This is a genomic window from Pseudodesulfovibrio sp. S3 (assembly GCF_004025585.1).
Classification (GTDB): domain Bacteria; phylum Desulfobacterota; class Desulfovibrionia; order Desulfovibrionales; family Desulfovibrionaceae; genus Pseudodesulfovibrio.
The window spans coordinates 89,044-108,594 of sequence record NZ_QTZO01000008.1 but is presented as its reverse complement, the minus strand read 5'-3'; the positions used below and the strand labels follow the sequence as shown (position 1 = coordinate 108,594).

The 19,551-nt window shown below is 59.0% G+C and carries 16 protein-coding genes and 1 tRNA gene; 6 read left to right on the top strand and 11 right to left on the bottom strand.

Features of this window, described 5'->3' with window-relative positions:
• The first annotated feature begins 60 nt into the window (after positions 1-60).
• From DWB63_RS10740 to DWB63_RS10720, 5 genes are all read left to right on the top strand, one after another.
• Positions 61-147 (top strand) — tRNA-Leu (locus DWB63_RS10740).
• 914 nt (positions 148-1,061) lie between these two features.
• Entirely contained in the window at positions 1,062-2,282 is a 1,221-nt protein-coding gene (locus DWB63_RS10735) for an HlyD family efflux transporter periplasmic adaptor subunit (protein WP_241648786.1), read from the top strand.
• Positions 2,279-5,008, top strand: a complete 2,730-nt coding sequence (gene rbbA / locus DWB63_RS10730; RefSeq protein ID WP_241648785.1) for a ribosome-associated ATPase/putative transporter RbbA — start codon at positions 2,279-2,281, stop codon at positions 5,006-5,008. The genes DWB63_RS10735 and rbbA overlap by 4 nt, the downstream gene beginning before the upstream one ends.
• 1 nt (position 5,009) lies before the next feature.
• Complete coding sequence (locus tag DWB63_RS10725) at positions 5,010-6,149, top strand: ABC transporter permease (RefSeq protein ID WP_128328838.1); 1,140 nt, start codon at positions 5,010-5,012, stop codon at positions 6,147-6,149.
• 199 nt (positions 6,150-6,348) lie between these two features.
• A complete protein-coding gene (locus DWB63_RS10720) occupies positions 6,349-7,341 on the top strand; it encodes a FecR family protein (protein ID WP_128328837.1) in 993 nt (330 codons plus the stop codon).
• Positions 7,342-7,361: 20 nt separating this feature from the next.
• On the opposite strand, the gene DWB63_RS10715 is transcribed toward DWB63_RS10720, so the two are convergent.
• The 6 genes from DWB63_RS10715 to DWB63_RS10690 all read right to left on the bottom strand — a co-directional run bounded on the left by DWB63_RS10715 (position 7,362) and on the right by DWB63_RS10690 (position 13,678).
• A complete protein-coding gene (locus DWB63_RS10715) occupies positions 7,362-9,302 on the bottom strand; it encodes a hypothetical protein (protein WP_128328836.1) in 1,941 nt (646 codons plus the stop codon).
• Positions 9,302-10,177 (bottom strand): hypothetical protein, encoded by an 876-nt coding sequence (locus DWB63_RS10710; RefSeq protein ID WP_128328835.1) that lies wholly within the window; start codon positions 10,175-10,177, stop codon positions 9,302-9,304. The genes DWB63_RS10715 and DWB63_RS10710 overlap by 1 nt, the downstream gene beginning before the upstream one ends.
• Before the next feature lie 17 nt (positions 10,178-10,194).
• Positions 10,195-10,581: a DUF2304 domain-containing protein gene (locus tag DWB63_RS10705; protein WP_128328834.1), complete on the bottom strand. Its 387-nt coding sequence runs from the start codon at positions 10,579-10,581 to the stop codon at positions 10,195-10,197.
• Entirely contained in the window at positions 10,568-11,293 is a 726-nt protein-coding gene (locus DWB63_RS10700; RefSeq protein ID WP_128328833.1) for a glycosyltransferase family 2 protein, read from the bottom strand. Before DWB63_RS10700 ends, DWB63_RS10705 begins: the two co-directional genes overlap by 14 nt.
• A gap of 109 nt (positions 11,294-11,402) precedes the next feature.
• Positions 11,403-12,422 carry an autotransporter outer membrane beta-barrel domain-containing protein gene (locus DWB63_RS10695; protein ID WP_241648798.1) on the bottom strand — a complete coding sequence of 340 codons (1,020 nt, stop codon included), beginning with the start codon at positions 12,420-12,422 and terminating at the stop codon, positions 11,403-11,405.
• Positions 12,423-12,574: 152 nt separating this feature from the next.
• Complete coding sequence (locus DWB63_RS10690) at positions 12,575-13,678, bottom strand: glycosyltransferase family 1 protein (protein WP_164879851.1); 1,104 nt, start codon at positions 13,676-13,678, stop codon at positions 12,575-12,577.
• Positions 13,679-13,769: 91 nt separating this feature from the next.
• Here DWB63_RS10690 and DWB63_RS10685 point away from each other — a divergent pair, with 91 nt between their 5' ends.
• Entirely contained in the window at positions 13,770-14,903 is a 1,134-nt protein-coding gene (locus DWB63_RS10685) for a glycosyltransferase (protein ID WP_164879850.1), read from the top strand.
• Here DWB63_RS10685 and DWB63_RS10680 read toward each other — a convergent pair.
• The 5 genes from DWB63_RS10680 to DWB63_RS10660 form a co-directional block, all read right to left on the bottom strand.
• Positions 14,887-16,041 carry a glycosyltransferase gene (locus DWB63_RS10680; protein ID WP_128328829.1) on the bottom strand — a complete coding sequence of 385 codons (1,155 nt, stop codon included), beginning with the start codon at positions 16,039-16,041 and terminating at the stop codon, positions 14,887-14,889. The two genes, DWB63_RS10685 and DWB63_RS10680, sit on opposite strands and share 17 nt — an antisense overlap.
• 34 nt (positions 16,042-16,075) lie before the next feature.
• Positions 16,076-16,882: an ABC transporter ATP-binding protein gene (locus tag DWB63_RS10675; protein ID WP_164879849.1), complete on the bottom strand. Its 807-nt coding sequence runs from the start codon at positions 16,880-16,882 to the stop codon at positions 16,076-16,078.
• Positions 16,883-16,892: 10 nt separating this feature from the next.
• Positions 16,893-17,678: an ABC transporter permease gene (locus DWB63_RS10670; protein ID WP_128328827.1), complete on the bottom strand. Its 786-nt coding sequence runs from the start codon at positions 17,676-17,678 to the stop codon at positions 16,893-16,895.
• A gap of 33 nt (positions 17,679-17,711) precedes the next feature.
• Positions 17,712-18,746, bottom strand: coding sequence for a hypothetical protein (locus DWB63_RS10665; RefSeq protein ID WP_128328826.1), 1,035 nt, complete (start codon positions 18,744-18,746; stop codon positions 17,712-17,714).
• Between the two features lie 145 nt (positions 18,747-18,891).
• Positions 18,892-19,548, bottom strand: coding sequence for a sulfotransferase (locus tag DWB63_RS10660; RefSeq protein ID WP_128328825.1), 657 nt, complete (start codon positions 19,546-19,548; stop codon positions 18,892-18,894).
• Positions 19,549-19,551: the final 3 nt, after the last annotated feature.

Sequence of the window (19,551 nt, the reverse complement as noted above, 5' to 3'; positions counted from 1 at the left end):
ATTGCGAAATAGTGCTTGCCAATCGCGCGGTTCTTTTATAGTGATCTTCTTCCTGAACGTGCCGAAGTGGTGGAATTGGTAGACACGCATGGTTCAGGACCATGTGGTCTCACGACCGTGGAAGTTCGAGTCTTCTCTTCGGCACCAGATATGAACAAGGGTTGCGGCTGACATGCCGCAACCCTTTTTATTTTTTATCCGGCAACTTACGTGGTCTCCTTCTTTACGGCGTGATTTGACCCACCGTCTGCCGCCGGAGAGACCGCACGCCGCAAATCGAGAACTCCCCCGAATCACCTTGACCCGAAGAACTCATTCTATTCCTTTCGCCACGTGATCCAGCACGACTTGCGGGACTCGTTGGGCCGTTCCACGGTCAGGATGTCTCTCCTGACAGGCTGCCTGGCCGAAGAAAAGCCAAGGTCCGAATACCGGCCTTCGGCCTGAAACGACTGCTGCTCCGGGTGCGATCCGAGAATACCCCCCCATGAATGATTTTGGCCGTATCGAGCCGTTCCAGCGCGATTTCCTTGAACGCTTCCAAGGAAAAGAGCAGAGCCCCATCAACAGGCTGACCCCGCCCGATCCGATTCCGTAACACATGACGGGCAAGACAAAAGAGTTCACAGGACACCTGAAAGGGCTTCGGGTTTCCCGCAACTACGGCACAGGCGGGAATGCATGGTCCCCGCTGCGGAAGAAGGTGTTTTCGCCCGCCCCACCCCCTTGGCCTGACTGGTGGGTTCGCCCGCAAATTCACGAAAACCCTCATCGCCTGCTGCCGCATCATCAGCCAACGTCCGAAACGGGGCTCTGTCGATGGCTGCAGCTTCCCCTGTTCCGGTCGGCGGCCCGGCCGGATTTCGCCGATGCTCCCCCGCCAGATAGTGCAGTCCACATGTCCGCCTTAAACCGCCGCTCAGAGGTCCGAAGAACCGAGGCCACTTCTTTCTCCCCTAAATTAGGTCCTTGTCTATGAACGACGCGTAGCATAAAGTCGAGACGCATCGAATGCTCCAGCGGAAACGCCGGAACTGCAGGGTTTTGAACGAAAACCATCCATGCCCATTCGGGATGCGTGCTTCATCCCCGGCCATGGTGCGGGCAAACAAGGCGGTTCCACGGGAGCATACTGGTGCATTTCGAAGACCAGGACGCCCGTGGTGACAGATGGACCCGAAACGCGACAACTGAGAGGTGGTTCCGTGACGCATAAGACCGGCCCGTGGCTGACGGGCATCGCTATATTGGTCGTCCTGGGTGGCGCTGGCGCCATGTACTGGATGAACCTGGACAAGATCGAGGAAGGGTTTGCCGAGGGCAATGGCCGCATTGAGGCTACGGAGATCGACGTGGCCACCAAGTGGGGTGGCCGGGTGGCCGAAATCCTGGTGGACGAGGGCGACTACCTGGAGGCGGGCGTCGTGGTGGCGCGCATGGACATGCAGGCCGAGATGGCCCAGGTGGCCGAGGCCAAGGCCAACAAGGCCAAGGCCGAGAGCGCCCTGGAAACGGCCAAGGCTCAAGTCTACCAGCGTCAGGCCGAGGTGGCCACGGCCAAGGCGGACCTCGCCCGGCAACAGAGCCAGTTGAACGTGACCAGCAAGAGCGATCAGCGCATCCAGACCCTGATCAAGAGTGGAGTGATCTCCCAGCAGGACGCGGACAACAGCCAGGGCGATCTGCAAACGGCCTACGCGGCCTACCAGGCGGCCCAGGCACAGATCAAGGCGGCCCAAGCCGCCGTCGAGGCGGCCAAAAGCCAGGTCGCCCAGGCCGAAGCGAACATCAACGCGGCCCAAGCCGTGGTGGACCGGCTGGAACAGACCCTTGATGACGCCGTGTTGCGCGCACCCAAGCCGGGCCGCGTCCAGTACCGCGTGGTCGAACCCGGCGAGGTGGTCGGGGCGGGAGGCAAAGTGGTCAGCCTGGTGGACCTGACCGATGTGTACATGACCTTTTTTCTGCCCGAGACCGAAGCCGGACGGACGGCCATGGGCGGCGAAGTGCGCGTCATCTTGGACGCCGCACCGCAGTATGTCATTCCCGCCAACATTTCCTTCGTGGCCAGCGTGGCCCAGTTTACACCCAAGGCCGTTGAGACCCGCGACGAGCGCCAAAAGCTCATGTTTCGCATTAAGGCCCGCATCAAGCCCGACCTGCTCAGGCGCTACGCCAAGTATGTCAAGACCGGGCTGCCCGGCATGGCCTACGTGCGCATCGACCAGGACAAGGCATGGCCCGATCGGCTGGCCGTAAACCTTCCGCAGGAGACCAAGTGACCCCGGACACGAGACGCGACCCGGTGGTCCGGTTAGCGGCCGTCAGCCACCGCTACGGCAAAACCCTGGCTGCCGACGACGTCTCCCTGGAACTACCCACCGGCAAAATGGTCGGCTTCATCGGCCCGGACGGGGTGGGCAAATCCACCTGGTTGGGGCTCATGGCCGGGGCGCGCAAGATTCAGTCAGGTGAGGTTACGGTCCTGGGCGGCGACATGCGGTCCAAGCGCCACCGCGAAACCCTGTTCCCGCGCATCGCCTACATGCCGCAGGGGTTGGGCAAGAACCTCTACCCAACCCTGTCCGTGCGGGAAAACATCGACTTTTTCGGCCGCCTTTTCGGCCAGTCGGCGCCAGAGCGCGACCGCCGCATCAGGGATCTGCTCAAAAGCACCGGCATGAGCGACTTTGCCGACCGGCCCGCCCAAAAGCTCTCCGGTGGCATGAAGCAGAAGCTCAGCCTGTGCTGCGCTCTGGTCCACGACCCCGACCTGCTCATCCTGGACGAGCCCACCACCGGCGTGGACCCGCTCTCGCGGCGGCAGTTCTGGGAACTCATCGAGCGCATCAGGGCCGGACGGCAGGGCATGAGCGTGCTTATCGCAACGGCGTACATGGAAGAGGCCGAACGGTTCGACTGGCTGGTGGCCGTGGACGATGGCAGGATGCTCGCCGAGGGAACGCCGGAGGACCTGCTTGCGAGCACCGGGGCCGAAAGCCTGGAAGGGGCCTTCATGGCCCTGCTGCCCGAGGAACGGCGGCGCGGCCACCACGAACTGCGCATTCCGCCGCTCAGCAAGGGCGAAACGGTCATTGAGGCCCACGGCCTGACCATGCGTTTCGGGAATTTCACCGCTGTGGACAACGTCAACCTTTCGGTGGACAGGGGCGAGATATTCGGCTTCATCGGCTCCAACGGATGCGGCAAATCCACGACCATGAAGATGCTCACCGGCCTGCTTGAACCGACCAGGGGCGAAGCCCTGCTCCTGGGCCGCAAGCTGGACGCCCGCAACATAGCCACGCGGCGGCGGGTGGGCTATATGTCCCAGGCCTTTTCCCTGTACGGCGAGTTGTCGGTGCGCCGCAACCTGGAACTCCACGCCAGGCTCTTCCACCTGCCGCCGGACGAGGCTGTCCGGCACATTGACAAACTGGAGAAGCGCTTCGACCTGTCGCGATTCAGCAACGACCGGCCCGAAAACCTGCCCCTGGGCATCCGGCAGCGGCTGCAACTTGCCGTGGCCGTGCTCCACCGGCCCGATGTGCTCATCCTGGACGAGCCCACCTCGGGCGTGGACCCCGTGGCCCGTGACCGCTTCTGGGAGCTGATCATCGACCTGTCTCGCAACGACGGGGTGACCATCTTCATCTCCACCCATTTCATGAACGAGGCCCTGCGTTGCGATCGAATCTCCCTGATGCACGCAGGCAGGATTCTGGCCACCGACTCCCCGCTCGTCCTGCAGGAGAAGCGAGGGACCAAAACCCTGGAAGAGACCTTCATCGCTTACCTTGAGGAGGCTGCGGGCGAAACCGGAGAATCCTGGCAGGAGGAAGGCTCGTTTGCGCCCGATGCGGACGGCAAGCGGGACGTGTCCACCTCCCGGTTCAGCCTGTCCCGGCTGCTCAGCTTCTCCATCCGCGAATCCATGGAGCTCAAACGCGACCCCATCCGGCTGGGCATGGCCCTGTTCGGCACGCTCATCCTCATGCTGGTCATGGGCTACGGCATCAACATGGACGTAGAGGACCTGTCCCTCGCCGTTCTGGATCAGGACCAAACCCTGGCCAGCCAAAATTACCTTCTGGAGTACGAGGGGTCGCGGTATTTCACACCCAAAGCGCCGGTGTCGGGCCCGGTCGAGATAGACAGGCGCATGGTCGCGGGTGAAGTGTCCGTGATCATCCAGATCCCGCCGGACTTCGGCCGCGACATGGACCGGGGTGCCGTGCCCGAGGTGGGGGCATGGATTGACGGGGCCATGCCCAGCCGGGCCGAGATCGCCCGGGGATATGTCCAGGGCGTGCACAGCGAGTATGTAAGCAAACTGGCCGCCCTGTCGGGAAAATCGGGCGGCTTGTACGACATGCAGACGCGCTACCGCTACAACCCCGAGATGAAAAGCATCATCGCCATGGTCCCCAAGGTCATCCCCCTGCTCCTGGTATTCATCCCGGCCATGCTCACGGCGCTGGGCGTGGTCCGCGAAAAGGAAATGGGCTCCATCCTCAACGTCTACACCACGCCGGTGACCAAGTTCGAGTTCCTGGTGGGCAAACAATTGCCCTACATCGCCCTCTCGCTGATCAACTTTGCCTTCATGTTCGTCCTGGCCGTGACCCTGTTCCGCGTACCCTTCACCGGCAGTCTGGCCACACTGACGGCGGGAGCAGTGGCCTATGTGGTAGCCACCACCGGCCTCGGCCTACTCGCCTCCACCATGACCTCCAGCCAGGTGGCGGCCATCGCGGGCACGGCCATATTCACCCTGATCCCGGCCATCCAGTTCTCCGGGCTCATCGACCCGGTCTCCACCCTGGAAGGGACGGGACGGTTGATCGGTTCCCTGTACCCGACCACATATTTCCTGCTGATCAGCAGCGGAACCTTTTCCAAGGGGCTGGGCCTGGCCGACTTGGCCGGTTTATTCTGGCCGCTGCTGGCCGCCATCCCGGTGACCACTACCCTGAGCGTACTTTTCCTCAGGAAACAGGGGAAGTAAGATGCTCAACGCGTTTTTCGGCAGCCTGTCCAACATCCTTGCCCTGGGGGTCAAGGAATTCCGCAGCCTGTTCCACGACAAAGCCATGCTCTTCCTGATCCTGTTCATGTTCACTGCTGCGGTATACGCCGACGCCAAGGCCAAGCCCGAGTCGCTCAACCGGGCCACCGTGGCCGTGGTGGACGAAGACCGGTCACAGCTCTCCGGCCGGATCATCTCGGCCCTGCATCCCCCCCAGTTCATGCCGCCGGAATACATCACCCTGGCCGAAATGGACAAAGGCATGGACTCCGGGCGTTACACCTTCGTCCTGGACATCCCGCCCGACTTCCAGCGGGACGTCATTGCCGGGCGCGTCCCGGACCTCCAGCTCAATGTAGACGCAACCAGGCTGTCCCAGGCCCAGACCGGCACCAACTACCTTCGAAACATCGTGGACGGGGAAATTCGGGCCCATGCCCAGCGTTACCAGGGTTCGGCCGCCACGCCCGTGGACCTGAACATCCGGGTCTTCTTCAATCCCAACGTCAGCCAGTTCTGGTTCGCGGCCATCAACTCCATCGTCAACAATATCACCCTGCTCGGCATCCTCCTGACCGGAGCGGCGCTCATCCGTGAAAACGAACACGGCACCATCGAGCACCTTCTCGTCATGCCCGTTACCCCCTTGGAGATCATGCTCTCCAAGGTCTGGTCCATGGGACTGGTAGTGCTGCTGGTCTCGGCATTCTCCCTGAAGGGCATGGTCCAGGGCGTACTCGGCGTATCCCTCAACGGCTCAACCCTGCTCTTCGCCTGCTGTACCATGATCTACCTGTTTGCGGCGACCTCCATCGGCATCTACATGGCCACCCTGGCCCGGACCATGCCCCAGTTTGGCCTACTGGCCATCCTTATCCTCCTGCCTCTGGAGATCCTGTCCGGCGGTACCACCCCGCGCGAAAGCATGCCCGAAACCATCCAATGGATCATGTCCCTGGCCCCGACCACCCACTACGTCTCCCTGGCCCAAGCCATCCTCTTTCGCGGCGCAGGCCTCTCGGTCATCTGGCCCTCATTCCTGAGTATGGCCGCCATCGGCGGCTTGTTTTTCTGGTTTGCCCACCGCCGACTGCGCCACATGATCAGTTCCCTGCACTGACCAAGAACAAGGGTCTTTCGAAGGTCAAAGGCAGCTCCGGCAAGGCTGGGGGAGCCCCCTATGCCATACCTTTAGCCAAGGTGAGATTCCACTCCTTGGCTAAAGGTATGGCAAAAACGGAAAAATAGTTATATAAAGAAATCTGAACAAAACAGTGTCTCAAAAGGATGCATCAGGATACCAACAACCAAAACACGACATGCGATACACAAACAAGCTCATACCGTCATTGGCCCTGCTGGCGATCATCATGCTGTCGGCCCTGCCCGCATGGGCGACCGATCAGGTCGGCTCCGTGCGAGTAGCCACCGGTGAATGCCTGATCATCCGGGAAAACAAAACCCTGAACGCCGAACAGGACCAGCCCATCATGCTCAAGGATGATCTGAAAACCGGTGCCGGTGCGCAGCTGAGCGTTCTCTTCAAGGATGAAACGACTCTCACCCTCGACGAATCCAGCCATGCTTCCATTGATACTTACGTCTTCGACGACTCCAACGCAGAACTGCTCTTCAAGTTTACTCAAGGCACATTCAGGGCGATCACTGGCGAAATCGTCAAGGCGAATCCAGAAGGTTTCAACATGCAGACTCCCCTGGCCACCATCGGCATACGGGGGTCCGACGTCTATTCCATAGTCCAGCCTGACGGCGAAGAAGCGGGCGCCCTGCATCTCGGGCCGAGCCATGCCCTGGAAATCAAGACAGCCAAACAGGTCCTGCGCATCACCCAAAGCGGGCTGAGGTCGAGAATCTCCGTGACCGGGATCATCTTCAAGCCCACGGCCATTCCACCGACCATGTTCAACAGCATCCTGAGATTGGGCTCCGCTCCCAAGGCCGCACCCAAGACCGAATCGGCCGCCCCCGCCGTGACGGGCAAATCCGCCAAGGAAACGCCCACCAAGACCCTGATGAAAACGCCGACAAAGGAATTGAAACAAACCACGACCACCACAACGCCGACGCTCAAAAACACAAAAACCACCACAACACCGGCATTAAAGACTGCCCCTACGACCACGCCAACGGTTAAAACAGCACCCACGGCAACACCAACAGTCAAGACGGCGCCCATGACCACTCCCACCGCCCCCGTGGTTGCCCCCCAGCCAACGGTCAAGCCGGTCATCATCACGCCGACACCCGTTGTCGAGCCCAAGCCCGTTATCAGACCACGGATTCGCCAGTAATCAACACCAAGTATCCAGAATTAGCGCACCAGCCAGACACCCCCTGAACGCGAATCGAAATAGAGCGGCTCAAAGGAATGGCGGTCATACTCAAAGAGACCGAGCAAGCGGAACAGCACGGACCCTATGACCGCCCTGTCCGTCACGGCCAGGAAGTCCGTGGTGCGTGAAAAGACCAGATACGGGTCCGGGAGCGCCGTGAAATCCAGCTGCCCCGGTTCCTTTCCGGTAGCATCCAGCACACTGCCGACACTGTCGTAGCCCTTGACCACCATGGCCTCGGGAACCACCACTGTCTGGGCATCGGCATCATAGGCAAAGCCTGTCTTGGGGAATATATCCAAGTGGTTGGCCACCGGCGGCACGGTCGTATCAAAGACATGTGCAAAGGAATAAAGATAGCCGACCGTGGTGTTCACCCGCGCCGGAAGCACCAACGCGACTGAAGCCTCTCCATCATCTTCTCCCAAGCCTTCGGTGAGCGAGGTCACATATTCGTCCCAACCCGCACCACGCATGCCCGTGTCGAGTCTCGGCCAGGCAAAGGCGTAATGCCTGATCCAGGCTGAAGCACGCGCCAGGTCTTCCTGCATCAATGGATATGCCGCCACGAAGCAGGTCGCCTCCGTCTGGGAACCGCCGTCGAAAAACGTCTTCATCCCGGTAAGATATTGCAGAAAATATCCGTAATCCCACCATGACCAAAGGACTGTTTCAGGCGGCAGGGTGCGTCTGACGGTGTCGGCAAGGACAAAATCACTCTTGCTGAAATAGGACTCGGGTTCATAGTGCACGGCGTTCCTTGCGGCGCATGTAAGCAGAAACGCCATTCCGGCGACGGTCATCACTGGGCGCGCCATGCTTTCACCGCCTGGAAAACGCGCGAAGAATCCGATCACCCAGGTCACGCAAAGCGCCACGCCGTAGGCAGCCAAAAGGGCGGCAACCGGCACGAACAAAGGAATGAACCGTTGTGAAATCATGCTCGCTGCACCAAAACATCCCATGGACATCAGAAACAACGCCTTCCAACGATACCGGAAGCAGTACCCCGCCGCCCCCAACACGACGGGAAGCAACAGCCAGGGACTGCCCAGGGTCTTTTGGCCCAAAATTCCCGGACTCACTCCGCCCAATTCGCGAATGGCGGTGCCGAGCAGGTCCTGCTCCGTACCGCCGAAGACCAGTCCCAGATGAGCCGAGACATAGGCCCCATATTCCGAAAACGGCCTGATCCCGGCCACAGCCAATCCGACAGCGCACACAAAGGCACCAACCAGCACCCCCTTGAGCAGCACATCGGTCCGGGCCCATGACGGATAGATCAGGTAGCAGAACAAAAAACCGCCGACTAAAAACGCCCCCGGTCGCCACCAAAACCACAAGATGGCCAAAAGCACGACATAGAGCAGCGCCCACACAGTACGTCTGCGCGTGCCGGAAGCAAACCTGAACAGGCAATACATGGACAGAGAGCACAGCCCCGGCACCAGACTGTCCGTGTCGAGAAAACCGACGTGCGTGCGTGCGATCCAGTACGGTGCCAGGAGCGCGAGAATCGGGGCTGCCGCCATCACGAACCGGGAACGGAACTCCATGGCCCACGGCAGCACGGCCAGCAGCATGGACAAGCTCAGGACCGGCCCGATGTAGGCTGCCATGAGATGCAGTGTACTCCTGTCGGTTCCGGCTACAGCCGCCAACAGGTAGGGCAACAGCATGGACTGCCGTTTGTCCGTGAAAATTCCGGCAACCCCCCGGCCCTCTGCAGCGATTGAAGTTGCCCGATCGAGATAGAAATAGCCGTCGTTGTTCCCCACGATCGGAACGTTGTCCCGGAGCAACCCCTGCCCGGCCATCAGGTTGCCGTGGTGCACGGCCAAAACCACGGTTATCATTACCGCGCAAAACACGACTCCGGCCAGCCAGGTTTTCGGCAAGGGTTGATGCCCAGAAGTCATCACTTGTCCGGCTCCTGGTCAGCAAAGACAGCGGCAACGGCCTCCCGCCAATCACCGTCATGTTCCACGCCTTTCACCGTGACGATGCGCACCGTATTGGTATCGGTCATGGCCCGCACATAGCTTTCAACCACCGCAGGCGGAACGACCTCGTCGTCAACACTGACAATATGGACCTGTCTGATACCCTGCACGCCACGTGCAACATTCACCGGATTCAGCGAATCGCGCAAGGGCGAGACGCCATGCATCTCCGTCCACAAGGTGTGGTCCAGGTTCCCGGCCACGGTCACGATCAAGTCCACGTCGTCCCGCCTGGCAGCCAGCAGCACGGCCACGGCCCCGCCGCCGGAATAGCCCACCAGCTCCAAACGCCGGGCGCCGATCCGACTTTTCGCGGCATCAAGGGCCAGGGAAAGATCCTGTATGACCGGTTCGGAAAAGCGGGCGGAAGTCCAGAACGGCGTGATGCAGTTCCTTGCCTGCTCCCCCTCGACGAACTGGCAGGGGCGGGCAAGATACATGACCGCAGTGCCGGTATCCGCCGCGGCCAGCCGAAAAGCCGCACCATCGTCGGGGGTTGGATCAGAGGAAGGACGGGAACGCGAAAGCCAGGCCTTGCCGTCGCCTTCAATATAGACGCGCAGGACATCGCCCTGCCCTCGCCAAAACCATTTCAGGTCAAAGTTTTCGCCCAAAAACGTCTCTTGTGTGAATCCGTGCTCCCCGGAAAAAGATTGGACCGGAAACTTGCGGGCGCATCCGGACACAATGATTCCAGCCGAGAGCAGGAAAAGCACCCCGACCGCGAACACGGACACGTCAAACCGATAAGGGACTGTCCGATTCCAGGAGATAGCATTGCCATTGATCATGATCTGCCCCACGCCGTTCACAGGGAAGCTTCGTCTTCAGTGGAGGATTCCCCGGTACGGATCGCCTTGATTTCACGAATATCCGCCTCATAGGCCGCCATCTTCTGCGCCAGTATCCGAATCCGGGACTCCTGGCGGGTCCATTCGATATCCATGGTCAAAATCTTCACGAAGATGAGACACAGGGCCAGGACGATAGGCAGGACAGGCGGATAGTGTACGCCCAGCTTCGTGCCGACCCAGTCGGCCATGGACGGGAAAAGGCCGATGGCCAGCATACCGGCAACCGTACACAACCACCAGAGGGTGTGGCGATTGCCCAGCCGCTGACGCCGAACAAGCAACAGGATGACAGCCACGAAAAAAAGTGAAATCACCGCAGCGGTCACATTATATGGAGTCATATTCCCTCCAATCCCCAGCCCGTCTGCCCGAAGCCGAGACCCAATCCGCCACTATTCCCATGCAGGTCCTGACCATATAATCCGCCACCGCCCACCAGGATCGGTACACCCTGGAAGACCCGTCCCTTCTGGGATGCATGACCACGGGCAATTCAGCGATTTTCATCTTCCGGCGACGCAGCAAAAGCAACACTTCCAAATCCTGATAATCATACATGGCCGCCTCCCTGGTCAAAACAGCCGTTACGGCGGATTTGTCATACAGCCGCAACCCGGATGTCATATCCCGGATTTTCAACCGGGTCAGGAGCGTAAACAGGCTCCAGACGCACCGCCTGGCCCTGCTCCCGCGCAGGGGACAACTGCCGACAACGACATTCGCATGGGAGGATTCAATACAGGCCACCAATGCAGGAATACTTTCCGGATCGTGTTGTCCGTCAGCGTCCATTGTCAGGAAATACTCGTACTTGCCCAGCTTCACGGCATAGAGGATACCGGTTTGTATGGCATTCCAGGCACCGGAAGTGAATGGCAGGGTCAAGACCTGCGCCCCGGCTTCCAAGGCTTTCTCCGATGTATTGTCAGCACTGTTGTCGTTAACGACATAGACGTCACATCCGTGACGCAAGGCACCGTCAACCACCGAACCAACGGTCACGGACTCATTGAGCGCAGGCAGTATCACTGCCACTTTTCCATAGTCGTACATGCTATGCCACTACCCCGAAAAACATTTGACTGACAACCTATTCGAACACCCGGTAAAAAAAAGGGGGTGGCCGCAAGCCACCCCCCTATTCCGTCTCAATCGCTGTCGATTAGTATTCGTAGCGGATGTTCACCTGACCGCGGTAGGCTTCAAACTTCTGCCTGCCGAGGCTGGCGCCGGTCTCGAAATTGACGATCCATTGGTCGGTGGCATACCAGTTCAGGCCCATCAATCCCTCGAATTCGTCGTAATCGGAGTCGACCGGCGTGGCCGAAGTGCTGGTGTCGTAGAAATACCTCAGGGCAGCGTAGGGCTCGATTCCACTCTCAAAGAAGTAGGATGCCTTGGCTTCGGCATTGAGCTGGCCCAGATAGCTGTCCGGGTTGGCGATGTTGGTGCCGCCGCGGGAATAGGAGGACAGGTCGCCGTGCACGTACATGTATCCGAGACGACCGCTCAGCATCCAATTGTCGATTGCATAGTATTGTGAAATGCCCAGGTTGGTCAGATACCGGCTGGAATCATATCTGCCGACGTTGGTCCCGTCGTCGTCCTTGTACCGGCTGTCGGTATAGGCAAAGGCCGCATCGAGGATGGTGTAATCAGTGAAGTTGTAGGCAAGATAGGGCATGACGGTCCATTCGTGGTCGGTCTTGAGCGTCCCGGTGTCCGCACCTCCATTCCAATCCTTCTTGTCCAGATCAAGGATGCCGTATCCGGCGGCAAGACCAACCAGGAGATCCGGCGTGGCCCTGTAGTCCAATCCGACCATGAGGTTGTAGGCTTCGGCATCGTACTTGGCTCCGGTGGAGGAACCTTCGAAATGCATGAGCGACCCCATGCCCCATATGCCAATGGAATTGCCGTCTTCTCCAGAGGAGAGACCCAGTTCATCGGCATTCATGGAAAAAGCGAAATTACCGTTTTTATCGATCTTCTTATTGGCTGTCTGTTGCAGGCCGCCGGGTCTGGGAGCTGCAATGGTAGCCACGCGCCCCTGAATCATGGTGGTCAAGGCCTGACTGCTCGTCCGTACGATATCGCTGGTCGCCTGTTCCTGCCCGTTCGTTTCGGCAAAGGCCGCAGAGGCAAAAAACAGTCCCAACAAAACAAAAGACAATACGGCCATCCGTTTCACGACGCACCTCTTCCAAAAAACATTAATAGAATCAACTACATAAACAATAGAATCTCTATATATAGTGTTAATAATCCATAACCACACACAATGTCAAACTTTATCATTTTTTATAGACTTTCTCTCAACAAGACCTTTGACGCTCACCACGCCCCGACAGTGGTGCGGGCTGTCCTTTCCCATGAGAACTCACGGGCCCGATTTCTGCCCCGCTCACGCATGAGTGTCCGTTGAGCAATCGAATCGCAGAGAGCGTCAAGCCTGCGGGCGAAAAGGTCCGCATCCCGCACATCCCTCACGGATTCGACCGCATCCCCGCCGATTTCCAGCAAAGCTTCGGCATCAGAGGTCAACACCGGGCATCCGCAGGCCATGGCCTCCAGAACGGGAAGCCCGAACCCCTCGTATTGACTGGGCATAACCAGCAATTCTGCCTTTCGATACAACTGGGCGAGCACCCGGTCAGTGACGTACCCCATATTGAAAACCCCTGGCGCATCCATCCTGCTCCAGCCGCTCCAACCGACCGTCACCAGCGGCAATGGATTCCGAGACTTTTCCAGCGCAGCCAAAGCCAGATCAAGTTTTTTTCTCGGATCACCGCTACCGACGAACAAAATGAATTTTTCCGGCATACCGGCACCGACAAGGACCTTTTGCGCCTCGGGGTCGTCCGCCTCGTTGAACAAGGTATTGTCAAACCCGAGCGGGGTGACAATGATGCGAGCAGGATCAATGGACAAATGCTCGACCATCTCCCGTTTGGTGAATTCGGACACGGCGCAGAACCCGTCGACCAAGTCCAGACGCTCCAGAAAGAACCGTTGAGCATAACAGACCCGTTCCCTGGGGTGCCATTCGGGAAAACGCAGTAGCGAAAGATCGTGCACGGTCAGCACGGTCCGAACTTTTTCGCTCGGTTTGAACGGAAAATACCCGGCCTCATGATACACGTCATACCCGGAACAAATGTGCCTGAAACATTTTTCTGTCCAGGCGTGACGAACCAGCCTGGCCCCGTACCCCACCGGATGGGGCATCCGCCACAACAATTGCCCGAGACGCTCCCGCCATCCCGCGCCCCGCACGGCAGGAGGCTCATCCACGACACGGTCCCCGACAAAATAGGAAAGCCTTACGGCTCCGCCGTATCCGGCCTCGACAGCACCGGCCAGCCCCCGCAGATAGCGGCCTATGCCGGTGCCCACGACCGTCATCGGCAATGCATTGATCAGAATATTCTTCATTTGTCGCCCATCATCCACCATCCGTGCACAGAGCGCAATCCCGGTCCGGGCTTGCCTGCCCTCACTGACTCGCGTAACCAGCAGAATTGAAATGCGCATCCTGCACATCAGCAAATACGCCCCCCCGGTCAGGGGCGGGGTCGAAACCTTTGTCAGGGACCTGGCTGCGGAACAGGTCCGGCAGGGCCATGACGTCAGCATCCTCTGTCATCAGGCCGAATCAGACGCCCCCATGCAAACCGATCTGGATCAAGGCGTCACCACCACCCGGCTCCCGATCCTGTTCACTGCGGCCTTTGCTCCCTTTTCACCTGTCCTTCCCCTGCACCTGCAAAAAATCATCAGGCGCACACGCCCCGAGATCATCCACCTCCACCTGCCCAATCCGATGGTCCTGTTCGGCGCGCTGCTCCCCGCGGACATCCCGCTGGTCATCCACTGGCATGCCGATGTCCAGGACAGCACCAACCGGAGCCTTCGCGCCCTCTATCCACTCTACCGTTATTTTGAGCAACGCTGTCTGGCCAAGGCCTGCCGGGTGATGGCCACGTCTCCTCCCTACCTGGAATCGAGTCTTTCCCTGGCCCGCTGGCAACGCAAATGCACTGTTGTCCCGCTAGGCCTCGATCTGAGCCGGTACACCCTGGTCCCGGACTGCCCTAAACCGGAGCGACCGTTAGTCCTCGGCGTAGGAAGATTCACCTTTTACAAAGGGTTCCAGCATCTTGTCCGTGCAGCATCCCGGGTTTCGGCGGCTGATTTTGTCATTGTCGGCGAAGGCCCCGAACGTTCGGGCATTCAGCGCGAAGTCGACCGACTCGGCCTGACCGACCGTGTACGCCTGCCCGGCGCAGTCCCGGATGAAACCCTGCACCGCCTCCTGCAACAGGCGACCCTGTTCTGCCTGCCGTCCGTGGACCGGGGCGAGGCCTTTGGCGTGAGCCTGCTGGAAGCCATGCGCTACGGCCTACCCCTGATCTCCACCGCCATTCCCGGTTCCGGGACCGGCTGGGTCAATGAAGACGGCGTGACAGGCAGGGTCGTGCCCCCGACAGACCCGGAATCACTGGCCCGAGCCATCCAGGAAATCACCTGCAGCCCGGGCATGGGGGCCCGATTCGGACAGGCGGCCCGCACCCGATTGGAAGCGGAGTTCACCATCGACCGAACAGCTCAAACCGTCAGCAAAATCTACGAAACAGCAGTTCTCAACCTTCGGCCCTGACCATATTCAGCGTTCCGAACATCTGGTCCAGCCTGACGTTCCATGCATTGTCCTTCAGGAACGCCGCACGTCTTTCCGGCGGCACCGCCCTGATCGCCTGTTCGCTCCCGACCACGGCCCCGGCGAATTCCTCGGGTGTCGTACCGAACAAAGCCCAGCCCTCCAGTCCCTTGCGCAACCCGCCGACGTCGGCACAGGCCACCCCCAACCCGGCAGCCACATACTCATAAAACTTGAGCGGCCGCCGGACGCAGGCCATGTGCGCGGCGTCGTCCCGATACGGCAGCAGACCGACATCATATCCGGCAAGCAACTCAGGGACTTCCGTATGGGAAACGGGTGGCAGGAACCGAAGGTTATCCCGATCCGACTCTCCTGCGAACCCCGCGCCGACACAATTAAATTCCCAATCGGGCAGCAATGCGGCGGCCTGCCGGAGGAGCTGCACGTCGAGCCATGCGGTCCGGTTGCCGAGATATACGGCCCTGGTGCCGGGTTTACGCCCCGTCCTGTCTGCCGGGCAACCGAACAGCTCGGCATCGAAGCCGTTGGGAATGCAATCCACAGGCGTATCCGGCGCAAGCCGCTGCGCATGGGCCGCCAAAGGCTCGGAAACCGCCCATACTCGGTCGTAAAATCCCTGGCCCAACCGATGCTCCAGATCACGAACCAGCGAGCCGGGCAAGTCGTCCATCCCACGGGGTGCGTCGTTCAAACGCAGGATGTGGCGCTGTGCCTGCACCAAAGGCATGTAGACCATGGTCGGCCCGACGTCATGCACACACAAATCGTATCGCCGGGAGGCGAACCAGCCAGACGCCGATCCGCTCACTGCGCCAAGCATGAAGGAGCCGGGCACGAAAAGCCGGTGCACGGGAAAGAGTGCAGGAAAGGCGAATTCGTACAGCCTTTTTTCAGGATGAAGCACGGGCGAACGTCCCATGCGCCCCCAGACCCGCCCCATGCGACGGCGGCGCTCCTTGCCGAACACATCAAAAGGCGAAGACGGCACGGACACGTAATCCACGGACACCCCCCTGCGGGCCAGCCCTTCGGCAATAAACTGGATACCTGTCTTGTAATGTGGCGTGGCAAAGGAATGTACGCCCAAAACAATGGCGTTGGAGATTCCGGTCATGGTGTGCGTCACGTCATCACCCCGCACCGCACGGTCACCCCAGGTCACCGGAGGAGTTGATACGTTCCAGCAGCTCCGGATGGCTCTTCAGCCAGCCTTCCGGACCGGTGCAGAAGTCGGAGTATGCGTCGAGCACCTGATCCGCTTTCCCGTCCATCAGGACCGTGCCCTGCTCAAGCCAGAGAGCACGCGAACACAGTCGCTTCACCTGCCCGACATTATGCGAAACCACCATGACCGCGCCGGACTCGGCCCGCAGTTCTTCCATACGCGCCTCGGCCCGCAACCGGAACGACTCGTCTCCAGTAGACAGGACTTCATCCAGGATAAGCGTATCCGGCCGTATGGCCGTTGACACGGCAAACCCGAGGCGACTGCGCATACCGCTGGAATAGGTGCCCAACGGTTCGTCCATGAAATCTCCGAGTTGGGCGAACGCCTCGATGGCGTCCATCTGTTCCAGAACCTCCCGCCTCGACAGGCCGAGAAGAATCCCGCTGACAAGAACGTTTTCCCTGCCGGTCAATTCCGGCCGGAACCCGACACCAAGGGCGAGGAGATGCACGGACCCGTTGCTTTGCACACGCCCACGGTCCGGTACGAGCACCCCGGCGCAGACTCTGGACAACGTGCTCTTGCCAGAGCCGTTACGACCGACCAGCCCGAGGGACTCGCCCTGGTACAGCGACAGATTGATGCCACGCAGGGCCCAGAAATTACGGGATTTCCGCAATTGCTTGTTGCGCCCGAAAGCAAAACGGCCACTGCGCCGAAAAAACAAGGCCACATCTTGCAGCCGCATCTGTTCTCCCTCGCGGAGTACGGCGGATTTCATCGGCATTTCAGGCATATTACAAATGTTTCATGACGTTTTGACGATTCATGCGCAACACAACCATGGCCAACTGGAGCGCGATCATTCCGGCGACCAGCCATAGGACAAAACTGCCGAGATCGAGCGGAGTCCGGTAGAGAATGACGTTGCGCAACTGGGTAATGGCCCACATCATCGGATTCAGGGCCAGGATATCCTTCATCAGTTCGGGGATTCTCCCGCTCTCGGCAATCCTCGACGCAGGATAGAGAATAGGGGTAATAAAAAATCCGGCCCGCAGACCGTAATCGATGAACTTGCTGGCATCGGGCAAAAAAACCACACAGATGGACATGATAGCGCCGAAGGCCATGGCGAAAAGCCCCATGACGAACAGAATCGGAAACAGATACAGAACGTTGACGGTCATCCCCTGGGCATTCCAGACCACGATGATTCCATACCCGATCAGGGCAAAAAACGTCTGGATCAAGAGCGGAACAACCGTGAACACCTCCAGCGGGACCTTGGTATGGGTCAACAACTGCTTGTTCCGGTGCAGGGTCGTGGCAGTCAACTGGATGGTCTTTGCAAAGTACTGCCAGGAAACGATGCCGGTCAGGGCAAAGAGATGATACCCATCCCCTCCCCTGTCGAAAACGATCTTCACCATGAAATAATAAATGCCCATCATGACCAGCGGGTCGAATATCCACCACAACCACCCCAACCGGGTGGTGGCCACGGTGGTCTTCAGGTTGACCCTGGCAAGGACGCCTGCGGCCTCCCTGTAGTCGAACAATGTCTTGGTCAGATGCAGCATGCCAACAGCCTATACTCCCTGCTGTTCTTATTCTCAATCGAACAACTGGAAACCCAGGTTGGTCGGCTTGAAAAGATACTTGAACGTAGTGCCATGCAACGATTCCTTCAGCAGCGGATATCCCTTGAACGAAAACTCGTTGAGACTCAGAGTCTCTACCTTGAAAAAGGCGTCCAGGGAATTGAGTTGCTCCCATGCTCCCTTGACGCTCACTATGGGGCCGTCCTCCACGGCATAATACTCGATCCTCCCTCCCATTGCCTTGAGTGCGGCAAAACCATACGTATCCAGCCCCCTCACTCTGGAGCTGTCGAAAAGATGCGCATCGAGCTTGTCCAGGCATCTTCTGGAATAGAATCGCCCTGCGCCCAAAGGCTGAAAGGCTGTTTCGTATTTGTACGCACACCGCAGGAGCATGGGATCGTACCGACCTGCTGCGCTGTAGACGATCCACTCGTTGGCGCAATACAAGTCGGGCGCGAATTCACTTAACAACGCCATATTCGAGGCATATTTTCCGAGAACATACTCAAGCAGCTTCCCTGACAGGATATCATCACTGCCGGTAATGGCATACAGCTTGGCGTCATAATAATGATAAGCATACTCCACGCAAGTCTGCCACTTCCGCCCGAGAGGAGCGTTATCGCAGACGAAACCGGCCACCTTGTTGGTTCTGGCAGCCACCATTTTAATGAACTGGACATCCTCCTCCGTGCTCCCGGCAAGCATCCAGCGAACACCCTGCCCGCTCCGACCTGCAAGGGATTCGTGGATAACCCGTTCAAGGATGTCATGACGCCCCTTGAAGGCACAACAGATGACCAACTCACATCGGGTACGGACCGGCTTGAGCAAAGCCTTGATTCGAACACGGTCGATACCGAACGGCACTTCCGGAGTAAACAGGGTGCCTTCGCATAGGACCATCGGTCCCGTGGGAGCAGCGAGAGCTCTTGCAACAGCATGATCGGGCCTGGGCACAGGCACCACTTCGGGAGACGGGACCGTCTCATGGAGCGAGTACGCTTCTGCGTCCGGCGGCGTATGGTAACAACAAGGTGACATATCGGGCGTCTGCCCCATGATCACGCTGTCGTAGAAATCCCGACACCAACGATACAGCGGACGATACCAACAAGCGGGAAGGAACCGCTCAAAAAGCCAGGCGCACTTTTTTAGGACAGAAAAGAACATTGGCGACTTCAGCATATCAACACCCGGTCGCACACATGACATGTCTGGAGAGAAGAGTCCGCGTCAACAAAGAGCCTGGGACATGGGGAATGGGGGAAAGCTGGTCATCAAAAAAGGAGTCCGCCGTCAGCAGCGAGTATGGACAATGGAAAACCAGATTAGGATTTTTGCGCATCAACTCGCAAACGGCATACGCATGCCCGAACCAAATGAGACAGGCATCATGCATTGAAATACCCCGCCGCATCAGCGATTGGAGCACCCCGAGGGAATCCCGACTCGTGACCACCACCCTGGCTTCGGGGTACCGTGCCAGATATACGTCGAAGGCAAACACGTTCTCAGGTGCTTTTTCAATGAACAGACATTCCGGCACACTCAACCTGTCCTGCGCAAAAGCAAATGAGTCCCGGTAGGCAGAAAGAATCTCGTCAACAGCCTTATGCTCCATCCCAGGGGCTTCTTGCAACTTCGCCCTGGTGTCCAACCTGAGAAGAGACAAACGCAAATCCTCGCACTTGTAATCAAGACCACTATAATCCAACAGGTACTGGCCGAGGGCAAACAACCAGGTCTCAGGCAGACAGGGATGACCCTTCTCCCTGCTCAGCAAATGCATGAGCAACGCCGACCCGCTCGACGAAAAACCTCCGATCAGTGCTACTTCATGCATCAG